Here is a 20,309-nt window from a genome sequence, read left to right as displayed (position 1 = left end):
CCCGGCGCATAAGATCACTGACATGTCCAGATCCGTGCGCCCTGCCCCGGCCGTCGCGGCCCTGCTCGTCCTCGCCCTCACCGGCACCGCGTGCAACGGCGGTGTGCACGGAACCCCGGGCGGCTCCGGCGTGCGCGACCCGTACTTCCCGAAGGCCGGCAACGGCGGCTACGACGTCGGGCACTACGACCTCACCCTCGACTACACCCCCGCCACCCGCCGTCTCACCGGTACGGCGGTCATCACCGCCCGCGCCACCCAGGACCTGTCCGCCTTCGACCTCGACCTCGCCGGGCTGGACGTCGACTCGGTCACCGTCGAGGGCAGGAAGGCCCGCTTCAACCGCGCCGGCCAGGAGCTCACCGTCCGCCCGCACGACGACCTGGGCAAGGGCGAGACCTTCCGCACGGTCGTCCGCTACTCGGGCACGCCGCGCACACTCACCGACCCCGACGGCTCCAAGGAGGGCTGGCTGCCCACCGCCGACGGCGCCCTCGGCCTCGGCGAACCCGTCGGCTCCATGGCCTGGTTCCCCGGCAACGACCACCCCTCCGACAAGGCGTCCTACGACATCACCGTCACCGTCCCCAAGGGCCTCCAGGCCGTCTCCAACGGCGAGTTGACGGACCAGGCCACCAAGGACGGCCGTACCGCCTACCACTGGCACACCGCCCAGCCCATGGCGAGCTACCTCGCCACCGTCGCCGTCGGCCACTTCGACGTCACCCGCACCACCGGCCCGCACGGGCTGCCGATCATCACCGCCGTCGACCCCGCCCAGGCGGAGGCGAGCGAGAAGGTGCTCGCGCAGCTGCCCGGCATCATCAAGTGGGAGGAAATCAACTTCGGGCCGTACCCCTTCTCCTCCGCCGGCGCGATCGTCGACCGGCCGGGCTCCGCCGACTACGCCCTGGAGACCCAGAACCGGCCCGTCATACCCGCCGACCACCTCGAAACCAGCACGCTCGTGCATGAACTCGCCCACCAGTGGTACGGCGACGCGGTCACCCCGAAGTCCTGGCAGGACATGTGGCTCAACGAGGGCTTCGCCACCTACGCGGAGTGGCTGTACGAGGAGGACCACGGCGGCAAGAGCGCCCAGCAGACCTTCACGGACCTCTACGACGGCGACAACGAGGCAGTCTGGGCCTACCCGCCCGCCAGACCGTCGAGCGCCGCCCACATCTCCGACAGCCCCGTCTACCAGCGCGGCGCGATGGTCCTGCAGAAGATCCGGCAGAAGGTCGGCGACGACACGTTCTACGACATCATCCAGGGCTGGGTCGCCGCCCGCCGGTACGGCAACGCGAGCACCGCCGACTTCACCGCGTACGTCGAGAAGAAGGCCCCGCACAAGGACTTCCGGGAGATCTGGAAGGACTGGTTGTACGGCGACCGCAAGCCGGACCGCCCGTGACGGGCGATCCGGCCACCGTACTGCCGTACCGTTACGGCTACTTGACGTTGACGGCGGTCCAGGCCGCCGCCACCGCGTTGTACTCCGCGCTGCCCGAGCCGTACAGGTCGGCCGCGGCCTGCAGGGTGCCGGTGCGGGCGCCCGCGTAGTTCGTGGTCGACGTGAAGTACGTGCTGAGGGCCTTGTACCAGATCTGGTCGGCCTTGGCCCGGCCGATGCCGGTGACCGTGGAGCCGTTGTAGGTCGGGGAGTTGTAGGAGACCCCGTTGATCGTCTTCGCGCCGCTGCCCTCGGACAGCAGGTAGAAGAAGTGGTTGGCGACACCGGACGAGTAGTGCACGTCGAGGCGGCCGACCGACTTCGACCAGTAGTCGGCGGAGCGGCCGTCCTTGCTGGGCTTGTCCATGTAGCGCAGCGGGGTGCCGTCGCCGTTGATGTCGATCTTCTCGCCGATGAGGTAGTCACCGGGGTCGGCGGCGTTGTTCGCGAAGAACTCCACCGAGGTGCCGAGGATGTCCGAGGTGGCCTCGTTCAGACCGCCGGACTCACGGCTGTAGTTGAGCTTCGCGGTGGCCGCGGTCAGGCCGTGGCTCATCTCGTGACCGGCCACGTCGAGCGAGGTCAGCGGGTCGGTGTTGTTCGCGCCGTCGCCGTACGTCATGCAGAAGCAGTTGTCGTCCCAGAACGCGTTGACGTAGGCGTTGCCGTAGTGGACGCGTGAGTAGGCGGCCTTGCCGTCGCCCGCGATGCCGTTGCGGTTGAACGCGCTCTTGTAGAAGTCCCAGGTGACGGCGGCGCCGTAGGCGGCGTCGACGGCGGCGGTCTGCCGGTTGGTCACGGTGCCGTCGCCCCAGACGTCGTCGGCGTCGTGGAAGAGGGTGCCGGTGCCGGAGGTGCCGCCCTGGAGGTCGTACGTCTTGTGGCCGCCGCGGCCGCCGTCGATGAGGTCGTAGCCGCCGGAGGCGGAGGGGGTGGTGCCGATCGTGACGGTGCCGCTGTACTGGCTGGTGCCCGTGCCGGTGTCGATGCCCTCGTAGGAGTAGAGCTTCTTGCCGGTCTGCGCGTCGGTGACGATGTGCACCTCGCTCGGGGTGCCGTCGTGCTGGACGCCCTTGACGACGGACTCGTAGGCGAGGACGGGCTTGGCACCGGCCGCCCAGACGACCTTGCGGGCGGTGGAGGCGGTGGCCCCGGCGGTGCCTGCGGCCTTGAGGGCGGTCTTCTTCGCACTCGCTGGGGAGACGGCCGCGGTGGTGGTCGGCACGGATATCCGGGCCCGGGTCGCCTTGTCGACGCCCTTGAGCGAGCCGTTCTTCGTCACGTGGGTGACCAGGTCGCCGCCGAGGACGGGGAGTCCGGCGTACGTGCGCTCGTAACGGGTGTGGACGGTACCGTCCGCGTCCTTGACCACGTCCCGGACGACCAGCTTCTCCTTGCTGCCGAGGCCGAGCTCGCGGGCCGCCGCGCCGGCGTGCTGCTGGGCCGACTCCAGTGCGGCGGCGCGGGCCGGGGCGCCGAGCGGGAGGGCGGCGGCACCGGGGGTGGGCGTGGGGGCGGCGGTGGCGGCACCGTTCTGCAGCGCGAGGACGACCATCGCGGCCGAGCCGACCAGGGCGGCGGCGCGCACGGCGGTCTTGCGGGAGGTGCGGGAAGCGTGGGGCTGCTGTCTCACTCGATCTCCTTCGTCGCTGGTCTCCGTGGGGCCGGAGACACAGGTGGGGCACAGGGGATGCACAGAGTTGCGGCGGCGAGGAGAGAGAGTGGCACCAAGGAGGCCCTGTTTGACAGGGCGGCGACAAGACTTTACATGTTCGTATCCGAAGGACGTGCTGCGGAATCCGCTATGCGGACAGGGTGCAGGGAGTCAACTCCCGCTTCGCCACGCGTGCTTGGTGCTGTCGGTGGCACACCCTGCGCACCGTGGGGCCCGCCGAGTGGCAGGAATTCGGATCAGAGCCTTCCGCACAAGGTCGCCGCGCCCGGGCTCGCCAGGCGTGGGCATGACACCAATGTCTGTTATGGTCGGCCGGCTTGATCATCTGACCATCCATCATGGATCGACGAGACGCCGCGGCATGCCCGAAATCCCGGCCCGCCCGCCTCTCGCCACAACGGAGGGGATCCGTATGAAGAAGAAAATGGCCAAGGCGCTCATAGCCGCCGCGGCAGTTCCCGCCCTGCTCGTCGCCACGTCCGGCTCGGCGTCCGCGGACGACTGGGTGATGTGGCAGAACGCCAAGTCCCATCTCTTTCTGACCCACGGCTGGGGGGACTACCAGGGTCAGGTCAAGGGGGGCATGGGCGGAACCGGATGGGAACCGCAGTGGTGGGACATTCAGAACAGCGACGGCAGCTGGAATGAGACGGCGGGCACGAATGAAACCCCTGGCCCGGGCAGGTGCATGACGGGGTACTGGCGGCAGGTGTACACCGAGCCGTGCAACCCTTACCGTGACCAGACGAACAACTGGCAGCGGTGGAGGGAGATCCCGACCAACACCGGCTGGAAGCTCCAGAACGTCCAGACCGGCTGGATCCTGGACGACGAGGGACACGGCGGCATCTACGCCAACGACCATGACTACGGCAACGCCAACCAGCGTTGGAAGTAATTGACGCACCACAGGGCCTGCCGATCCACTCGACAGGCCCTGTCCTGGTGTCACTGTATCGGCAAGGGCCCTTCAGGCGCCGTTCTTGATGATTTCCTCGGCAGCTGCGACTTTCAGCTTCTGCGTACGCCGCGCGTCCTGCAATTGTTCGGCTCGCTGCTCGATGATCTCTCGCTGATATGCGGCGGAAACCAGAGCAGCGGTCTGCACGTACCGTGCCTTCCGCTTGCATTCGATGTCCGTGACGGCGGCCGCGATCTCGGCAGGGGAGGGCGGCGGCAAGGTCGCCCCCTTGGGGACGGGCAGTCCCTTGCCGAGGAGCCTCCGGTCGTGCGCAGGGGCGAGCGGGCTGTCGTAGTGGTAGCCGGATTCCTTCATGCAGGCACTCCACTTGGCGACCGTGGCCATGACCCGGCTGTCGTGGAAGGTGGCGCTCAGGGCCTGCGACCTCAGCTGCTGGACCAGCATGAACAGCGTCTCCGGGTTCTTGCCGCCGAGTTTCTCGCGCGCCTTCCCCTCGCATCCGGGCCTGCCGTTTTTCGGGTCGCCGAAATAGGCGCGCTCCACTGCCGGAGTGATCTCGGCGTCGGCCCGTCGTCCGCTCGCCGTCTGCGGTTCCGGGGACGGCTCCCGGTACCCGTGGGCCTTGACAGCCTTCATGTCCATCACGCCGTAGAGCACATAAGGGGCAGCCGGCCGGGTTCCGTTGGCCAGCATGAGTGCCTGGGGGAGCTTCAGCCCCATGTCACGCATGCACTGCTGCGCGAGGACGTTCTCGGCCTGGGCGATCGTCCGCTCGTCCTTCACCGGGACATACGCGTCCAGGGGCAGGGACATCGAACCGTCCGGCCGCACGACCGCACCGCCGCCCTTGAAGCCGACCGGCTCGGAGGGATCGCCGCCCGCCGCCGGGACGAGCGGCGGAATCGACGGCTCCGGCCCCGAAAAGCCCGGCAGCGCGGGCTTCTTCGCCGAATCGCCGTGGTCCTGGCCCGAGGAGTTGCTGCATCCCCCGGCCGCGACGACGGCCATCAGCACTGCACCGGCCACCCACAGCGGCCTGGATTCACGTATCGCTCTCATCATCCCGAAATCGATCCGAAGTGATCGGACAAGACCGGGGGTGACGGGTGCCGGGCTCACGGCGCGGTCACCACGGTGGCCGAGCCGGTCACCGGTGTCCGTCCATGAGGACGCCATATCCAGTTCGGTCCGCACGCCCGGCGAAAGTGCCGGGTCGCCCCCCGAGCAGACCCATGAGCGCCGATTCTGTCAGACGTCGCCTTTCCACGAGACGTCCGGATGATCAAGGCATCGCATGCGTCGGAGCCCCCGGCCGGACGGCCGGGGGCTCCGAGGGTTCGCTGCCGGGGCAGGCCTGCTCAGACGTTCACACCGAAGTCCTGGGCGATGCCGACCAGGCCCGAGGCGTAACCCTGGCCCACCGCGCGGAACTTCCACTCCGCGCCGTTGCGGTACAGCTCGCCGAAGATCATGGCCGTCTCGGTGGCGGCGTCCTCGGACAGGTCGTAGCGGGCGATCTCGGCGCCGCCGGCCTGGTTGACGATACGGATGTAGGCGTTGCGGACCTGGCCGAAGTTCTGGCCGCGGTTCTCGGCGTCGTAGATGGAGACCGGGAAGACGACCTTGTCGATGTCGGCCGGGAGCGCGGCCAGGTTGACGTTGATCGCCTCGTCGTCGCCCGCGCCCTCACCCGTGCGGTTGTCGCCGGTGTGGACGATGGTGTTGTCCGGGGTCTGCTTGTTGTTGAAGAACACGAAGTGCGCGTCCGAGTAGACCTTCCCCTGGCCGTTCACCGCGATGGCCGAGGCGTCCAGGTCGAAGTCCGTGCCGGTGGTGGTGCGGACGTCCCAGCCGAGGCCCACGGTGACGGCGGTCAGGCCCGGAGCCTCCTTGGTGAGCGAGACGTTGCCACCCTTGGACAGGCTTACAGCCATGTTGGGAGTCCCTTCCCTTGGATATCTGTGTATCTGTGCCGATGAACGTGCCAATGAAGCTACCGTCACCCGGGAGAACGTCGAGAGGGGTCCCGTCGGTTCCGGATCCCTTTACCTTTTTTACCGAGTCGGAAATCCAGGTGACGTGAGGCGGGCGCGACCGGGAACATGGAACGCATGTCTGGTCCCTACGTCATCCGTGGCTCCGTCTCGCTCCCCGAGGCCGAGCTGATGTGGCGTTTCTCCAGGTCGTCCGGGCCCGGCGGACAGCACGTCAACACCACTGACTCGCAGGTCGAGCTGCGTTTCGACCTGGCGCGCACCGAAGCGCTTCCCGCGGTGTGGAAGGAGCGGGCGCTGCAGCGGCTCGCGGACCGGCTCGTCGACGGAGTGGTGTCCGTACGGGCCTCCGAGCACCGCTCCCAGTGGCGCAACCGCGAGGCCGCCGCCGTACGCCTCGCCTCCCTCCTCGCGGAGGCCAGCGCGCCCCCGCCCAAGCCGCGCCGGCCGACCCGGATCCCGCGCGGCATCAACGAGCGCCGGCTGCAGGAGAAGAAGCAGCGCTCGCAGACCAAGCGGGGCCGCTCGGGCCGCGACTGGGCATGAGGCCCGAGGACGGGTGTGCCCGTCACATCTCCGGCGCGGCGTTCGTCAGTGGGGCAGAGGACCACCGAGGGTGACGGAGAGGCCGGGCACACGATGAGCGACAACGGGCAGCACCGCGACGACGACGATCTTCTCGCCGAGCGGTTCGAGGCGTACCGGGGGCATCTGCGGGCCGTCGCCTACCGGATGCTGGGCTCGGCCGCCGAGGCCGAGGACGCGGTGCAGGAGACGTGGTTCCGGCTGAGCCGGTCCGACACCGGCGAGGTGAGCAACCTCGGGGGCTGGCTGACGACCGTCGTCGGCCGGGTCTGCCTCGACATGCTCCGCTCCCGCCGCTCCCGCGGTGAGGAGTCCCTGGACACCTGGCGTCCGGGAGCCTGCACCGAACCGGACCCGGCACAGGACGCGGTGCTCGCGGACTCGGTCGGGGCGGCGCTGCTCGTCGTCCTCGACACGCTCGCGCCGGCCGAGCGGCTCGCGTTCGTGCTGCACGATTTGTTCGGGGTGCCGTTCGAGGAGGTCGCCGGCATCCTCGGGCGCACTCCGGCCGCCGCGCGGCAGCTGGCCAGCCGGGCGCGGCGCCGGGTGCGGGGCGCACAGGCGCCGGAGGCCGACCTGGCCCGGCAGCGGGAGGTGGTCGACGCCTTCCTGGCGGCCGCGCGGGACGGTGACTTCGACGGCTTGCTGGCGGTGCTCGACCCGGACGTGCTGGCCCGCAGCGACGCCGCTACGACCATCGGGGCGGCCGGGGTCGCCTCCGGCGCGAAGAGCTTCGCCCATCTGGCCCGCGTGGCGCGTCCCGCGCTGGTCGACGGGGTCACGGGGTTGGCCGTGTACATCGACGGTCGCCTGGAGCGCGCCCTGACGTTCGCCTTCGTCGCCGACCGGATCGCGTCCGTCGACATCGTGACGAACCCGGACCGGTTGGCGGAGCTGACGATCGAGCAGGTGTAGGCCGGTTCAGGGGGGCGCCTACAGATCCAGCACCCCTACCGTCTGCTCCTCGCTCGTCTCCCCGTTCTTGTGGAAGCCCAGGCGCAGGTAGAAGTCCTCGGGGCCGTCCGGGCCGGGGTGCCAGCTGGCGTGGAGCTGCCTGCCGCCCCGGCCGCGGATCAGCTCGGCCACGGCGTCGACGGCGAACCGGCCGTATCCGCGTCCCTGGGCGTCCGCCGCGATGTTGAGGCGCCACAGCCCCGAGCGGCGCACACTGCCGTCGCCGTACCAGTCGATGTCGAGGAAGGCCATCAGAAAGCCGACGGGGCGGTCGTCGTCGACGATGAGCCGGGGCCAGGCCACGCCGGCGGGATGGACGTACGCCTCGGCGAGGGACCGTACGACCGGCTGGACCGCGTGTTCCTGGTCGGGGCGGATCCGGATGCCGATCGCGGCGTCGAAGTTCGCGGGGGTGACTTCTTCCAGACGAGGTGTCATCGGGACACCGTAGGCACGCGTTTCACGCCCCGGCCACGCAATATCGGGGCTCAGCCCACATGCCGGTACCGGCCGCGGAAGTACAGCAGCGGGCCCCCTTCCGCGCTCGGTACCTGCGCGGTCAGGACGCGGCCGATGACGAGGGTGTGGTCGCCGGCCGTCACCCGCTGCTCGGTGCGGCACTCCAGCGTGGCCAGCGCGCCGCCGACCAGCGGGGCGCCGGTGGCCTCGCCGCGGACGTAGGCGATGTCCTCGAAGAGCAGCCGGTCGCTGATGCGGCCCTTCATGGCGAAGCGGCCCGCGATGTGCCGCTGGCTCTCGGCGAGCACCGACACCGCCCACAGGGGCTGCTCGTCGAGCAGGTCGTCCATGCGGGAGCCCTCGCGCAGGCTGACCAGGACCAGCGGCGGGTCGAGGGAGACGGACATGAAGGCGGTGGCGGTCATGCCGACGTCCTCCATGCCGGGCGCGTCCGGGTCGTCCGGGTCCAGCGGCGGCTCCTGCGCGGTCACCAGGACGACCCCGGCGGCCAGTCGGGACATCGCGGCCCGGAACTCGTCGTTGCTCACCCCCTCAGCATGCCCGGAAGCTGCGGCGGCGGTGTGGGAGGGAGTCTTCAGCACGCCGGAAACGCTAGTCTCCGCCCTGCGCGGGCCACATCGGGCCTCGGCCCGAACCGGGACCTAGGACCAACGGACGACCGCTGTGTGCATCCTGCGAACAGACCCGCAAAGCCTGCGTTCGGTAAACGCAGGGGAAAGTGCAGAAACTCCACTCAATTGTTCATGTTCTCCTGTGACTTGAGTCACAAGAGGCAGGAATTGTTGACCCTGTGTACCGAGTGGGCAGCGCGCTGTGATTCAGTGGCGGGGAAACTGGAAGAGCACCGTAAGCGGCACCGTTGAGAAGCGCCGAAGACAACCCTTGATTCGCTGCGAGGTCTCGGGGGGAGGGCGAGCATGGAGACCGAGTCGGAGCCGTACGTCCGTCTTGCGTCCCTGCGACAGCTGCACCAGGTCATGGCCGACATGAACACGGCACGCAGCCTGGCGGACACACTGCAGACCGTCTCCGACGGCGCCGTGCACGCCCTCGGATACGAGATGGCGTGCGTCAACCTCGTGCGCCCCGACGGCGACCTCGTCGTTGCCGCGTTCTCCGGCAACTCCGCCGCCGAGGCCCTGATCACCGGCCGGGTCGGCTCCCGCGAGTCCTGGGAGCGGCGGTTGAACATGGGCGAGCGCTGGGGCGACCTGGTCTTCATACCGCACACCGAGGGCTGGGTCCTCGACGACGACGACGTCCCCCAGTGGTACACCGACGGCCCGGCGCCCCGCTTCGAGGACGAGTGGCACCCCGCCGACCGCCTCTTCGCCCCCATGTACACACCGGGCGTGCAGGGCGGCTCCCGCGGCGAGCTGCTCGGGGTGATCTCCGTCGACCGGCCGCGCAACGGCCGCCACCCCGGCGCCTGGGGCCGCGAGGCCCTGCAGATGTACGCCTTCCAGGCCGCCATCGCGATCAGCAACGCGCGTCTACGTGCCAACATGCAGCGCGCCCTGGTCCGCCTGGAACGCGAGCAGCAGGCCCTGCGCGCCAGCGAGGAATCCTTCCGGCAGGCCTTCGAGTACGCCCCCTCCGGCATGGCCATCGCCGAGATGGGCGGCGACCAGCACGGCCGCATCCTGCGCAGCAACGACGCCCTGTGCCGCCTCCTGGGCCGCCCCGCCTCCGCGATGCGCCGCTACTCCTTCTCCGACCTGGTGCACCCCGAGGACATCGGCACCCTGCTGCGCACCTCGGCGGAGGGCGGCCGCGCGGAACTCCGCCTGGGCCGCCGCGACGGCAGCTACGTATGGGTCTCGCTGCGCAACTCGGTCGTCGCGGACGCCGCCGACGGGCCCCGTTTCCTGCTCACCCACGTCGAGGACATAGAGGAACGCAAGCGCCGCGAGCTGCAGCTCGCCCACCGCGCCTCCCACGACTCCCTGACCGGCCTGCCGAACTCCGCGGAGCTGCGCTCGCGCCTGTCGGCCCGGCTGTGCCGGCGCCCGGCCCACACCGGCGACCTGGAGTCCCTGGACGCGGCCTACGGCCACCCGGCCTTCGACGCGTCCGTGGCCCACGGCTTCGACTACCGGCCGGGCGCGGAGGCGTACGACACCTTCGACCACCACGTCCACACGGTCGCCCCGGAGGACGGCCGCGACGACGGCACCAAGGGCCTCGCGGTCCTCTTCTGCGACCTGGACGGCTTCAAGTCGATCAACGACCGCTTCGGTCACAACGCGGGCGACGCGGTCCTCATCGAAGTCGCACGCAGGTTGACGCGTGGGGTCCGCGACGGCGACACGGTGGCCCGCCTGGGCGGCGACGAGTTCGTGATCCTCGCCGACGGCCTCGGCCGGGCCGACGCCCAGGACCTCGCCGTACGGCTGCGCAACGAGATCATCCAGCCGATCCGGGCCGAGGGACGGGCCGTCCGGGTGGGTGCGAGCTTCGGCATCGGCTGGGCGCACTGCGGCATGACTGCGGACGAAGTGTTGAAGTCAGCCGACGAGCGTATGTACGTAGAGAAACGATCTCGTCCCAAACAACACCGACGCGCCGGGTGATCCCCAGGTCAGGGACCTGATGCGATTCGAGTCACCCGTTTGGGCCAGCCGGAGCGGGTAGGCTCGCTGTTCCATACCCGTATCGCATCCGCCCGCACCCGCTGAGGAGACCAAGGGATGACGCCCGGCGAAAACGGCCCGAGCACGCCCGAGGACGACGACCCGTTCGGCTATCTGTACGCCGACGGCCAGGCCAGAGGAGCCCAGCCGCCGTCCGGCGGTTACGGCTACCCGAACTCGGTCAGCAGGGTGCGTACGGTCGGCGAGCGCCAGTACGGCCAGCAGCAGCCGTCGTACGGCCAGGTACCGCAACAGGCCGCCTACGGCCAGCCGAACACCCACTACCAGGCCCCGGAAACCCTCCCCGGCGGTGCCCCGCCCTCCCGCCCCCCGGCCCAGCCCGCCCCGGCTCGCCGCGGCCCCAACACCAAGGGCCTGCTGATCGGCGCGATCGCGGTGGTCGCGGCGGTGGTGGTCGGCATCGGCGTGGCGATGCTCGACGGCAACGACGACAAGAAGAACGCCAACCAGGCGAACACGACCCCGACCCAGTCCCAGAGCCACTCCCCGAGCCCGTCCAGCAGCGGCTCTTTGGCGCCGGGGGAGCTGCCGAAGACGGACGCGAGCGCGCTGCAGCTCGGGCCCGGTGTGACGACGGCGTCGACTACCAAGGGGGCGCAGGCCAAGGGTGGCAGCTACGTGACGGGCTTCAACCAGGTCGGAGCCTCGGTCACCTGGACCGTCAACGGCATCCCTAAGTCCGGCAAGTACAGCGTGTACGTCGGTTACAGCGTCCCCGGCAAGGACGGCACCGCCACCCTCACGGTCAACGGCACGGCTTCCGAGAGGCCCGTCGACCTGAAGAACTGGACGCACGCCGCCGAGGGCGACTATGAGAACGGCTGGACGAAGACCTACAACTGGATCCAGCTCAACAAGGGCACGAACACCATCAAGCTCTCGTGCGAGCAGGGCAACCAGTGCGACGCCCTCATCGACCAGATGTGGCTGGTCAACGGCTGGGTCAACTCTGGCGGCTGAGCCACGGTATGGCGCCCCCAGGACATGGCCGCCGGGGCGTCAGCCCTGACGGCCCGGCCCTCCTGTACACCCGCTCGGAAGAGGGGGAATCACGCCGCGCTGACCACCCCGGTCACCGTCACCCGCCCCCGCAGCTCCTCGTACACCGCCGGATCGAACTCCCCGGCGGCCGGGGCCCGTACCGTCGCTGCCGACAGTGCGACCGCCCGGGACAGGCGGTCCGGCCAGGGGAGTTGTTCCACCAGCCCGGACAGCAGGCCGGCGACCGCCGAGTCGCCCGCGCCGGTCGGGTTGCCGGGGATGCGGGCCGGCGGGGTGGCGCGCCAGCGGCCCTCGGGGGTGACGGCCAGGAGGCCCTGGGCGCCGAGGGAGGCGACGACCGCCTGGGCGCCGCGGCGGCGGGCGTCCTGGGTGGCGCGCAACGGTTCGTGGGAGCCGGTGAGTTCGGCCAGTTCGTCGGCGTTGGGCTTGATGAGGTCGGGGCGGGCCGCCACTCCGCGGCGCAGGGGTTCGCCGCTGGTGTCCAGCAGCACGAAAACGCCGTGGGCGCGGGCCGACCGGACCAGGTTCGCGTACGCCCCCACCGGGACGCCAGGGGGCAGGCTGCCGCACAGGGCCACTGCCGAGACGGACGGCAGCAGTTCCTCGTAGCGGTCCAGGAACGTGCCCCACTCGGTCGGTGCGATGTGCGGGCCGGGCTCGTTCAGCTGGGTCGTGTCACCCGCGAGTTCGTCCACGATCGCGATCGTGCGCCGGGTCGCACCGGCGACCGGGACCAGGGCGTCCGTCAGCCGGGGTACGTCGGTGAGCCGGTCGCGTATCGCCCGGCCGGTCCCGCCGCCCGCGAAGCCCGTGACCGTCACCTCGTGGCCGAGCGCGGCCAGCACACGGGCCACGTTCACGCCCTTGCCGCCGGGCCGTTCGATGACCTCCGAGACCCGGTGCGAGGCGTGCGGCCGTAGTGACCGCACGCGATAGGTGAGGTCGAGAGCGGTGTTCAGCGTGACCGTGAGGATCACCCGGTCCGGCCTCCCTCGAAGTCCCTTGCGCCTGTCATCGCGCCCGTCATCGGTTTCCGGGGCCCGATCATGCCAAACAGACGGCGGTCGGCCCAGTCAGGAGTCGGCCGCTGTCGGAGGAAAAGAAGGGCAGATCAGGCCAGTTGGGGAGCGACCACCCACTCTCCCCGGCGCATCACGCCCCGCACGTCGAAGTCCGCGTCCAGCAGGACCAGGTCCGCGTCCTTGCCGGGCTCCAGGGAGCCGATGCGGTCGAAGAGGCCGAGGAGGCGGGCGGGGTTCACCGACAGCGCCGTCACCGCGTCCTGCACCGACAGCTTGTCGACGGTGACCGCCCGCTTGAACGCCCGGTCCTGGGTCAGCGTGGAGCCCGCGATCGAGCCGCCCTCCACCAGCCGTGCCACCCCCTCGCTGACCTCGACCTCCAGCGGCCCGAGCATGTAGCGGCCGTCACCGATGCCGGCCGCGTCCATCGCGTCCGTGATGAAGGCGACGCGGGAGGCGCCCGCGTGGTGGAAGGCCAGCTCCAGCGCGGCGGGGTGGAGGTGCACGCCGTCGTTGATCAGCTCGACCGTGACACGCTCGTCCTCCAGCAGGGCGGCGATCGGACCGGGGGCGCGGTGGTTCAGGGCCGGCATCGCGTTGAACAGGTGGGTGGCGACCGTGGCGCCCGCGTCGATGGCCTCGACCGTCTGCTCGTACGTCGCGTCCGTGTGCCCGATCGCCGCGATGACGCCGTGCTCGGCGAGCAGCCGTACGGAGTCGATGCCGCCCGGCAGCTCGGTGGCGAGGGTGACCATCGTCGCCCTGCCGCGCGCCGCGTCGATCAGCTTGCGCACCTCGGCCGGCTCCGGGTCGCGCAGCAGCTCCTCGGAGTGCGCGCCCTTGCGGCACGGCGAGATGAACGGCCCCTCGAAGTGGATGCCGGCGATCTCCCCCTGCTCGGCCAGCTCGCTCAGCAGCCCGGCCTGCGTCACCAGCAGGTCCATCTCGTCGGTGACGGTCGAGGCGACGAGGGTGGTGGTGCCGTGCAGACGGTGCGTACGGATGGCTTTCAGTACGTCGTCGGCCGTACCGGAGAAGGAGGCCCCGCCGCCGCCGTGGTTGTGGATGTCGACGAAGCCGGGGACCACCCAGTGGCCGCTCACGTCGAGTACCTCGGCGTCCTCGGGAGCGGCCGCCGTGATCTTCGTACCCCCGACGGCAACGCGCCCGTCGTCCACCACTCCGCCGGGCAGCACCACCCGAGCACCTGCGAGAACCAAGCTGGGAGCCATCAGGCGGTTACCTCCGAGGGGTCGGTGGAGTCGGGGTCGAGGTCGGTGGAGTCGAGCAGGTCGCGGGCGAGGAGGCCCGCGCCCAGGCAGCCGGCGGTGTCGCCGAGGGCGGCGGGCACGATGGCCGGCAGTTTCTGGAAGGTGACCCGCCGCCGGACGGCGTCCCGCAGCGGTGGGAACAACACTTCCCCCGCCTCGGCGAGACCGCCACCGATGATCAGGGTGCGCGGGTCCAGCAGGGTGAGCGCGGTGACCAGGCCGTCGGCGAGCGCGTCGATCGCCTCCTGCCAGACCCGGACGGCGTTCGGGTCACCGGACGCGACGGCCCTGGCGCAGTCGGCGGCGTCCGCGTCCGGGTCCCCGCAGGCCGCCGCCCAGGCCTCGCCGACGGCGGACGCGGAGGCGTACCGCTCCAGGCAGCCGCGCTGCCCGCAGGGGCAGGGAATCCCGCCGGGTCGTACGACCACGTGCCCGATCTCGCCGGCGAAGCCGTGCGCGCCCGCCTCCACCCGGCCGGCGATGCCGATGGCGCCCGCGATCCCGGTGCCGAGCGGCACGAACAGGAACCGGTCGGCGCCCCGGCCCGCGCCGATCCGGCCCTCGGCGAGGCCGCCGGTGCGCACGTCGTGGCCGAGGGCGACGGGGATGCCGAGCCGCTGCGTGAGCAGCGCGCGCAGGGGTACGTCCCGCCAGCCCAGGTTGGCCGCGTACGCGGCGATGCCCTGCTCCTCGTCGACGATGCCGGGGACCGCGATGCCGGCAGCGGCGGCGGCCTCCCCGTAGCGCTCCACGCCGTGGGTGTGCAGCTCGGCGGCGAAGTCGAGGATCGCCGCGACCACCGCGTCCGGTCCGCGTTCGCGTCCGGTGGGGCGGCGGGCGCGGTGGAGCAGTTCGCCGTCGTCGCCGACGAGGGCCGCCTTCATCCCGGTACCGCCCACGTCCAGGGCGATGACATGTCTCACCACGGGCCCTAGTGTGAACCTCGCACCCGCAAGAGGTCTAGTCCACTCACGTGGTGTAGACCTTATGTGTCCATATATTGAACGGTCAGACAGCAGGTTGGGGCTTTGACAGTGCGTCGGCGTACGGCAGGAACGATCGCGGTGGTGTCCGCACTGGGCATGACGGCGGTTCTCGGCGGCTGCGGGAGCACGGGCTCCTCCGACGTCACCTTGAGACTGGTCGCCGCCGACTACGGCGACTCCGCCGCCAACAGCTCAAAGAAGTACTGGGACACCCTGGTCAAGGAGTACGAGTCCAAGCACCCCGGCGTGAAGATCGACGTCAGCGTGTACTCCTGGAACGACGTCGACGCCAAGGTCAAGGACATGGTCGCCGCGGGCCACGCCCCCGACCTGGCCCAGATCGGCGCCTACGCCGACTACGCGGCCGCCGGCAAGCTCTACCCGGCCTCCGAGCTGCTCTCCATCCGCACCCAGGCGGACTTCCTCTCCCAGCTCTCCGACGCCGGCCAGTGGAACCACACGCAGTACGGCATCCCCTTCGCCGGCTCCACCCGCGTGCTCTTCTACAACAAGACCCTCTTCACCAAGGCCGGCATCACCCCGCCCACCACCTGGGACGAGCTGGCCGCCGACGCCAGGGCGCTCAAGGCCAAGGGCGTGAAGTACCCCGTCGCGCTGCCGCTCGGCCCCGAGGAGGCCCAGGCCGAGACCATGCAGTGGCTGCTCAGCGGAGGCAACGGCGGCACCGGCTACACCGACGACATCGGCACCTACACCATCAACTCGGCGCCGAACGTCAACACGTTCACCTGGCTCAAGGACGAGCTGGTCGGCAAGGGTCTGACCGGCCCCGTCGCACCGGGCAAGCTCAACCGCGCGGACGCCTTCGCCGCCTTCGCCGACGGCCAGGTCGGCATGCTCAACGGGCACCCCACGCTGATCCAGCAGGCCGAGAAGAAGGGCGTGAAGTTCGGCATGGTGCCGATGCCGGGCCGCACCGGCAGGGCCAGGGCATCCATGGGCGTCACCGACTGGATGATGGCCTTCAAGCAGAACGGGCACGCCGAGCAGACAGGCGACTTCCTCAACTTCGTCTACAGCGAGAAGAACGTCCTCACGTTCTCCCGTGACTACGGCCTGCTCCCGGTCACCGGCTCGGCCTCCAACACCATGAGCGAGTCGGACTCCCCGGCCGACCAGGCCCTGCACCCCTTCCTGGAGCAGCTGCCCACCTCCGAGCTGTATCCCGTCGGCAAGACCTCCTGGGCGGCGGTCAGCGCGGCCGTGAAGCAGAACATCGGCCAGGCCGTCGCCCCCGGCGGCAGCCCCTCCGCTGTCCTGTCCCGGCTCCAGGCGACGGCGACCGCGGCCGACAGCGGAGACGCGAGCTGAGCCGGTTGTCCCAGCCCGGCGCTACGGTGGCGGGCATGGAACTCGGCCACCGCGAACAATCCATCCTCGCGCTGGAGCGCCGCGGCTTTTCCGGCCCCGGCGCGAAGGAGCGGGCGATACGCGAGGAACTGGGCCTGTCCCCGGTCCGCTACTACCAGTTGCTGAACGCCTTGCTGGACGACGAGAGAGCACTGGCGCTGGACCCGGTGACGGTGAACCGTCTGCGACGGGTGAGGCAGGCGCGCCGCACGGAGCGCTGAAGCCGACGCATGGCCGGACAGCCCGTCCGGCCGGCCGAGCCGGGTGGAGGCCCCAGGCGTGAGCACGGCCCGCGCTGGATAGTGTCGACGTATGGACCCTCTGCCGACCCCGCGGACCCAGCCCGGCCGGGACGGACTCGCTGCCTTCCTGGCGAAGCCCGCCGCAGCGATCGTCGGCCTCGACTTCGACGGCACCCTCGCCCCCATCGTCGCCGACCCCGAACAGGCCCGCGCCCACCCCGAGGCCGTACCCGCCCTCGCCGCGCTCGCTCCGAAGGTCGCCTCCATCGCCGTGATCACCGGCCGCCCGGCCGGGGTCGCGGTCCGGTACGGCGGCTTCGCCGGCGTCCCCGGCCTGGAGCACCTGACCGTCCTCGGCCACTACGGCGCCGAACGCTGGGACGCGGTCACCGGCACCGTCACCGCCCCCGCACCGCACCCCGGCGTCGCGGCGGCCCGCGCCGAACTGCCGGGCGTGCTGGACCGCAACGGAGCCTGGCACGGCACATGGGTCGAGGAGAAGGGCCGGGCGGTCGCGGTGCACACCCGCCGCGCCGACGATCCGCAGGCCGCGTTCGAGGCCCTGCGCGGCCCCCTCACCGACCTCGCCACCCGCCACGGCCTGATCATCGAACCCGGCCGGATGGTCCTGGAACTGCGCCCGCCGGGCATGGACAAGGGCGTGGCGCTCGGCGAGTACGTCCGCAGGACCGGCGCCGAGTCGGTCCTCTACGCCGGCGACGACCTCGGTGACCTCCCGGCCTTCGCGGCCGTCGAGGAACTCCGCTCCGACGGCGTCCCCGGCCTCCTGGTCTGCAGCGGCAGCACGGAGGTCACCGAACTGGCGGAACGGGCGGACCTGGTCGTGGACGGCCCGGCCGGCGTCGTCCGTCTGCTGCGGACGCTGGCGGCTCAGCTGGACTGAAGCTCCTGGAGCGCCCGCAGCTGCTGAAGGAACCACTGAGCGGGCGGCAGCGCGGTGGCGGCGGCAGCGAGCCGCTTCGATCGCTCCGCCCGCTCCGCGTCCGGCAGGGACAGCGCCTCGTGCAGGACCCGCGCGGTCTGCAGCACGTCGTAGGGGTTCACCACGAGCGCGTCGGCACGCAGTTCCTCGTACGCCCCGGCCTCCCGGGACAGCACCAGCGCACAGCCCTCGTCGGAGACGACCGGGATCTCCTTGGCGACCAGGTTCATACCGTCCCGGATGGGGTTGACCAGGGCCACGTCGGCGAGCCGGTAGGCGGCCAGGGAGCGCGCGAAGTCGTCCTTGACGTGCAGCACGACCGGGGTCCAGCCCGGTGTGCCGTAGGCCGAGTTGATCTCCTCGGCCACCCGCCGCACCGCGGCGGTGTAGTCGCGGTACACGGCGAGGTCCTGTCGCGACGGATACGCGAACGCGAGGTGCACCACCCGCTCACGCCACTCGGGGTGGTCCTCCAGGAGCTGCCGGTACGCCAGCAGACCCCGCACGATGTTCTTCGACAGCTCGGTGCGGTCGACCCGGACGATGGTCCTGCGGCCCTCGCCGATCTCCTCCCGCAGCGCCGCCATCCGCTCCGCGACGTCCGGCTCGTGCGCGCGCCGCCGCAGGAAGTCCCCGTCCGCTCCCAGTCCGTGCACCCCGATCCGCGCCTCCGCGGACCTTCCGGATCCCAGGACCGCCTGCGCGCAGTCCCGGAACGCGTCCGCCCAGCGCCGCGTCAGGAACGCCACCCGGTCCGCCCCGAGCATGCCGGCGAGCAACTGCTCGCGGATGTCGTCCGGAAGCAGCGCGAAGTACTCCGGCGGCGCCCACGGCGTGTGCGAGAAGTGGCCGATCCGCAGGTCGGGGCGGAGCTCACGGAGTATCCCGGGCACCAGGCACAGGTGGTAGTCCTGCACCAGCACCGCCGCCCCCTCGGCCGCCTCCTGGGCCAGCGCCTCGGCGAACGCCCGGTTGTAGACCTCGTACGACGCCCACTGCCGCCGGAACTCCGTGTCGAAGACCGGCTCCAGCGGGGTCTGGTACAGCATGTGGTGGACGAACCAGAGCACCGAGTTGGCGATGCCGTTGTAGGCGTCCGCGTGCACGGCCGCGTCGATGTCGAGCATCCGCACCCGCTGCCCGCCGGTGTCCTCGGCCGGCAGCAGCCCGCCGTCCGCACGCCGTACGGCCTCCCGGTCGCCGTCGCCGAGCGCGGCGCACACCCACACCGAGCCCGCGTCGGACCCGATGGCCGACAGTCCCGAGACCAGCCCGCCGCCGCCCCGCCTGGCGTGCAGCGAGCCGTTCCCGTCCACCGTGTACGAAACCGGGCCGCGATTGGACGCGACCAGCACCTCAGCACCCTGCGTGGCAGCCATGGTCCTCAACCTAGCCCGGCCTGGAAACGCTCAAACGTACGGCTACGCCCCGTGCTGCAGCCGTATACGAACTCCGACCGGATCCGGACGCAGACCGGACCCGGCCTCAGGCCACCTTGCGTTCGGCGTACTCCGCGATCTCCGCCATCGGCGGCCGTTCCTCGGTGTCCACCGAGTAGGTGCGCGGCTCGAACCCGTCCTCTCCCCGCTCGAACTGGGTCAGCGACGGCCGGATCAGATGCCCCCGGGCCAGCCGGAGCTGGGCCGTGCGGTAGATCGCCGCGGCCATCCGGCCCAGTGCCTGTCCGTCCTGGTGCCGGTGCTTGCGCACACCGACGTCCACCTGCGCCAGCGCGTCGAGCCCGACCAGGTGCAGCGCGTCGACCAGCATGCCCAGCTCCACGCCGTAGCCGACGGGGAAAGGCAGCTGCTCCAGCAGGGAGCGGCGGGCCGCGTACTCCCCGCCGAGCGGCTGCACGAAACCGGACAGCTGCGGCCAGTGCATGTTCAGCAGCGGGCGGGCCATCAGCTCGGTGACCCGGCCGCCCTGCCCGCCGGCGGTGCCGAGCGGACGGTCGTACATGCCCTTGACCAGGTCCACGTCCGGCTCGGTGAGCAGCGGGCCGACGATTCCGGAGACGAAGTCGGAGGAGAACTCCCTCAGGTCGGCGTCGATGAAACAGAGGATGTCCCCACCGGTCACCAGCAGGGAGCGCCAGAGCACTTCACCCTTTCCGGGGACGGCGGGGATGCGGGGCAGGATCTCGTCGCGGTGAACGACCCGGGCGCCCGCGGCGGCCGCGACCTGTGAGGTGCGGTCGGTGGAGCCGGAGTCGACGACGACGATCTCGTCGACGAGCGGCACCTGCTCCACGAGGTCGTGACGGATGACCGCGACGATGTCACCGACCGTCTCCTCCTCGTTGAGCGCGGGCAGCACCACGCTGATGGTCTGGCCGGTGCGCTGTTTGGCGGACAGGATCCGGTGGAGAGGGCGATCGGTCACGGACCAGGAGCGGGTGGCCAGCCAGCGCTCGACTTCTTCCAGCACGGTCTGCGACTCCTCACTGTTCGTGACCACACGGGTGAACCGTGTGATCCATCTCGCGGTTCGGACGACTATCTCAACTGTCCTGGCCGTCGGTTACAGTCTTGAACAACGCCGGTGACCATCGCATGTCGGGGGTCAGGGGCGTCCACAACCGCATACCGCTCATCCAGAGGGGCAGAGGGACACGGCCCGTTGAAGCCCCGGCAACCCTCCAGTCGGTTCTTGTCACGTTGACGTGGCGAGGCTCCCGGCTAGGGAAGGTGCCAAATCCGTCTCACGGCGAGATGCGTCGTGAGGAAGATGAGGAGAAAGGGCCTCGCCT

19 protein-coding genes and 1 riboswitch are annotated in these 20,309 nt (G+C 70.7%); of the genes, 9 read left to right on the top strand and 10 right to left on the bottom strand.

Going from position 1 to position 20,309, the window contains the following annotated elements; genetic code table 11:
- Positions 1 to 22: 22 nt before the first annotated feature.
- Positions 23 to 1,417, top strand: a complete 1,395-nt coding sequence (locus ACZ41I_RS28905; protein ID WP_363213725.1) for a M1 family metallopeptidase — start codon at positions 23 to 25, stop codon at positions 1,415 to 1,417.
- A 37-nt stretch (positions 1,418 to 1,454) separates the two neighbouring features.
- Here the strand turns inward: ACZ41I_RS28905 and ACZ41I_RS28900 are convergent, their stop codons facing one another.
- Positions 1,455 to 3,011, bottom strand: a complete 1,557-nt coding sequence (locus ACZ41I_RS28900; RefSeq protein WP_468515488.1) for a M4 family metallopeptidase — start codon at positions 3,009 to 3,011, stop codon at positions 1,455 to 1,457.
- A gap of 532 nt (positions 3,012 to 3,543) precedes the next feature.
- Between ACZ41I_RS28900 and ACZ41I_RS28895 the strand changes: the two genes are divergently transcribed.
- Positions 3,544 to 4,029, top strand: coding sequence for a hypothetical protein (locus tag ACZ41I_RS28895; protein ID WP_399774415.1), 486 nt, complete (start codon positions 3,544 to 3,546; stop codon positions 4,027 to 4,029).
- Between the two features lie 72 nt (positions 4,030 to 4,101).
- Here the strand turns inward: ACZ41I_RS28895 and ACZ41I_RS28890 are convergent, their stop codons facing one another.
- Entirely contained in the window at positions 4,102 to 5,079 is a 978-nt protein-coding gene (locus ACZ41I_RS28890; RefSeq protein WP_468515450.1) for a hypothetical protein, read from the bottom strand.
- A 332-nt stretch (positions 5,080 to 5,411) separates the two neighbouring features.
- On the bottom strand, positions 5,412 to 5,987 hold the full coding sequence (locus tag ACZ41I_RS28885; RefSeq protein WP_363213729.1) for a TerD family protein: 576 nt from the start codon (positions 5,985 to 5,987) through the stop codon (positions 5,412 to 5,414).
- A 168-nt stretch (positions 5,988 to 6,155) separates the two neighbouring features.
- Between ACZ41I_RS28885 and arfB the strand changes: the two genes are divergently transcribed.
- Positions 6,156 to 6,593: an alternative ribosome rescue aminoacyl-tRNA hydrolase ArfB gene (arfB, locus tag ACZ41I_RS28880; RefSeq protein WP_363213730.1), complete on the top strand. Its 438-nt coding sequence runs from the start codon at positions 6,156 to 6,158 to the stop codon at positions 6,591 to 6,593.
- A 93-nt stretch (positions 6,594 to 6,686) separates the two neighbouring features.
- A complete protein-coding gene (locus tag ACZ41I_RS28875; RefSeq protein WP_363213731.1) occupies positions 6,687 to 7,547 on the top strand; it encodes a sigma-70 family RNA polymerase sigma factor in 861 nt (286 codons plus the stop codon).
- Between the two features lie 18 nt (positions 7,548 to 7,565).
- Here the strand turns inward: ACZ41I_RS28875 and ACZ41I_RS28870 are convergent, their stop codons facing one another.
- Positions 7,566 to 8,024 (bottom strand): GNAT family N-acetyltransferase, encoded by a 459-nt coding sequence (locus ACZ41I_RS28870; protein WP_399774403.1) that lies wholly within the window; start codon positions 8,022 to 8,024, stop codon positions 7,566 to 7,568.
- A 50-nt stretch (positions 8,025 to 8,074) separates the two neighbouring features.
- Positions 8,075 to 8,647: a flavin reductase family protein gene (locus ACZ41I_RS28865; protein WP_363213733.1), complete on the bottom strand. Its 573-nt coding sequence runs from the start codon at positions 8,645 to 8,647 to the stop codon at positions 8,075 to 8,077.
- Between the two features lie 336 nt (positions 8,648 to 8,983).
- Between ACZ41I_RS28865 and cdgB the strand changes: the two genes are divergently transcribed.
- Complete coding sequence (cdgB, locus tag ACZ41I_RS28860) at positions 8,984 to 10,639, top strand: diguanylate cyclase CdgB (RefSeq protein ID WP_363213734.1); 1,656 nt, start codon at positions 8,984 to 8,986, stop codon at positions 10,637 to 10,639.
- 117 nt (positions 10,640 to 10,756) lie between these two features.
- Positions 10,757 to 11,680: a CBM35 domain-containing protein gene (locus ACZ41I_RS28855; protein WP_468515449.1), complete on the top strand. Its 924-nt coding sequence runs from the start codon at positions 10,757 to 10,759 to the stop codon at positions 11,678 to 11,680.
- Between the two features lie 89 nt (positions 11,681 to 11,769).
- Here the strand turns inward: ACZ41I_RS28855 and ACZ41I_RS28850 are convergent, their stop codons facing one another.
- From ACZ41I_RS28850 to ACZ41I_RS28840, 3 genes are all read right to left on the bottom strand, one after another.
- A complete protein-coding gene (locus ACZ41I_RS28850; protein ID WP_399774393.1) occupies positions 11,770 to 12,699 on the bottom strand; it encodes a 1-phosphofructokinase family hexose kinase in 930 nt (309 codons plus the stop codon).
- Between the two features lie 134 nt (positions 12,700 to 12,833).
- On the bottom strand, positions 12,834 to 13,976 hold the full coding sequence (gene nagA / locus ACZ41I_RS28845; protein ID WP_399774390.1) for an N-acetylglucosamine-6-phosphate deacetylase: 1,143 nt from the start codon (positions 13,974 to 13,976) through the stop codon (positions 12,834 to 12,836).
- Complete coding sequence (locus tag ACZ41I_RS28840) at positions 13,976 to 14,938, bottom strand: ROK family protein (RefSeq protein WP_399774609.1); 963 nt, start codon at positions 14,936 to 14,938, stop codon at positions 13,976 to 13,978. The genes nagA and ACZ41I_RS28840 overlap by 1 nt, the downstream gene beginning before the upstream one ends.
- Before the next feature lie 111 nt (positions 14,939 to 15,049).
- On the opposite strand from ACZ41I_RS28840, the gene ACZ41I_RS28835 reads away from it, so the two are divergent.
- The 3 genes from ACZ41I_RS28835 (at position 15,050) to otsB (ending at position 17,518) form a co-directional block, all read left to right on the top strand.
- Positions 15,050 to 16,333, top strand: coding sequence for an extracellular solute-binding protein (locus ACZ41I_RS28835; protein WP_468515487.1), 1,284 nt, complete (start codon positions 15,050 to 15,052; stop codon positions 16,331 to 16,333).
- 35 nt (positions 16,334 to 16,368) lie between these two features.
- Positions 16,369 to 16,593, top strand: coding sequence for a DUF3263 domain-containing protein (locus ACZ41I_RS28830; protein ID WP_399774386.1), 225 nt, complete (start codon positions 16,369 to 16,371; stop codon positions 16,591 to 16,593).
- Positions 16,594 to 16,684: 91 nt separating this feature from the next.
- Positions 16,685 to 17,518 (top strand): trehalose-phosphatase, encoded by an 834-nt coding sequence (gene otsB, locus ACZ41I_RS28825; RefSeq protein WP_468515448.1) that lies wholly within the window; start codon positions 16,685 to 16,687, stop codon positions 17,516 to 17,518.
- Here the strand turns inward: otsB and ACZ41I_RS28820 are convergent.
- Together ACZ41I_RS28820 and ACZ41I_RS28815 are read right to left on the bottom strand one after the other, a co-directional pair.
- On the bottom strand, positions 17,506 to 18,912 hold the full coding sequence (locus ACZ41I_RS28820) for a trehalose-6-phosphate synthase (RefSeq protein WP_399774607.1): 1,407 nt from the start codon (positions 18,910 to 18,912) through the stop codon (positions 17,506 to 17,508). The genes otsB and ACZ41I_RS28820 overlap by 13 nt on opposite strands.
- A 130-nt stretch (positions 18,913 to 19,042) precedes the next feature.
- Entirely contained in the window at positions 19,043 to 19,987 is a 945-nt protein-coding gene (locus ACZ41I_RS28815) for a glucosyl-3-phosphoglycerate synthase (RefSeq protein WP_363213825.1), read from the bottom strand.
- A gap of 159 nt (positions 19,988 to 20,146) precedes the next feature.
- Positions 20,147 to 20,294: riboswitch (SAM riboswitch) on the top strand.
- The last annotated feature ends 15 nt before the right edge of the window (positions 20,295 to 20,309 follow it).

Source organism: Streptomyces sp. NPDC030799, from assembly GCF_055572255.1.
Note: the sequence above shows the minus strand (reverse complement) of the source record. Positions and strands in the feature narration are given on the sequence as shown.

Bases quoted from the DNA above. Each gene is read 5' to 3' on its own strand.
- ACZ41I_RS28855 (WP_468515449.1), top strand. From the start codon at position 10,757: ATGACGCCCGGCGAAAACGGCCCGAGCACGCCCGAGGACGACGACCCG.
- arfB (WP_363213730.1), top strand. From the start codon at position 6,156: ATGGAACGCATGTCTGGTCCCTACGTCATCCGTGGCTCCGTCTCGCTC.
- otsB (WP_468515448.1), top strand. From the start codon at position 16,685: ATGGACCCTCTGCCGACCCCGCGGACCCAGCCCGGCCGGGACGGACTC.
- nagA (WP_399774390.1), bottom strand. From the start codon at position 13,976: ATGGCTCCCAGCTTGGTTCTCGCAGGTGCTCGGGTGGTGCTGCCCGGC.
- ACZ41I_RS28895 (WP_399774415.1), top strand. From the start codon at position 3,544: ATGAAGAAGAAAATGGCCAAGGCGCTCATAGCCGCCGCGGCAGTTCCC.
- cdgB (WP_363213734.1), top strand. From the start codon at position 8,984: ATGGAGACCGAGTCGGAGCCGTACGTCCGTCTTGCGTCCCTGCGACAG.
- ACZ41I_RS28885 (WP_363213729.1), bottom strand. From the start codon at position 5,987: ATGGCTGTAAGCCTGTCCAAGGGTGGCAACGTCTCGCTCACCAAGGAG.
- ACZ41I_RS28875 (WP_363213731.1), top strand. From the start codon at position 6,687: ATGAGCGACAACGGGCAGCACCGCGACGACGACGATCTTCTCGCCGAG.
- ACZ41I_RS28830 (WP_399774386.1), top strand. From the start codon at position 16,369: ATGGAACTCGGCCACCGCGAACAATCCATCCTCGCGCTGGAGCGCCGC.
- ACZ41I_RS28905 (WP_363213725.1), top strand. From the start codon at position 23: ATGTCCAGATCCGTGCGCCCTGCCCCGGCCGTCGCGGCCCTGCTCGTC.
- ACZ41I_RS28870 (WP_399774403.1), bottom strand. From the start codon at position 8,024: ATGACACCTCGTCTGGAAGAAGTCACCCCCGCGAACTTCGACGCCGCG.
- ACZ41I_RS28900 (WP_468515488.1), bottom strand. From the start codon at position 3,011: ATGGTCGTCCTCGCGCTGCAGAACGGTGCCGCCACCGCCGCCCCCACG.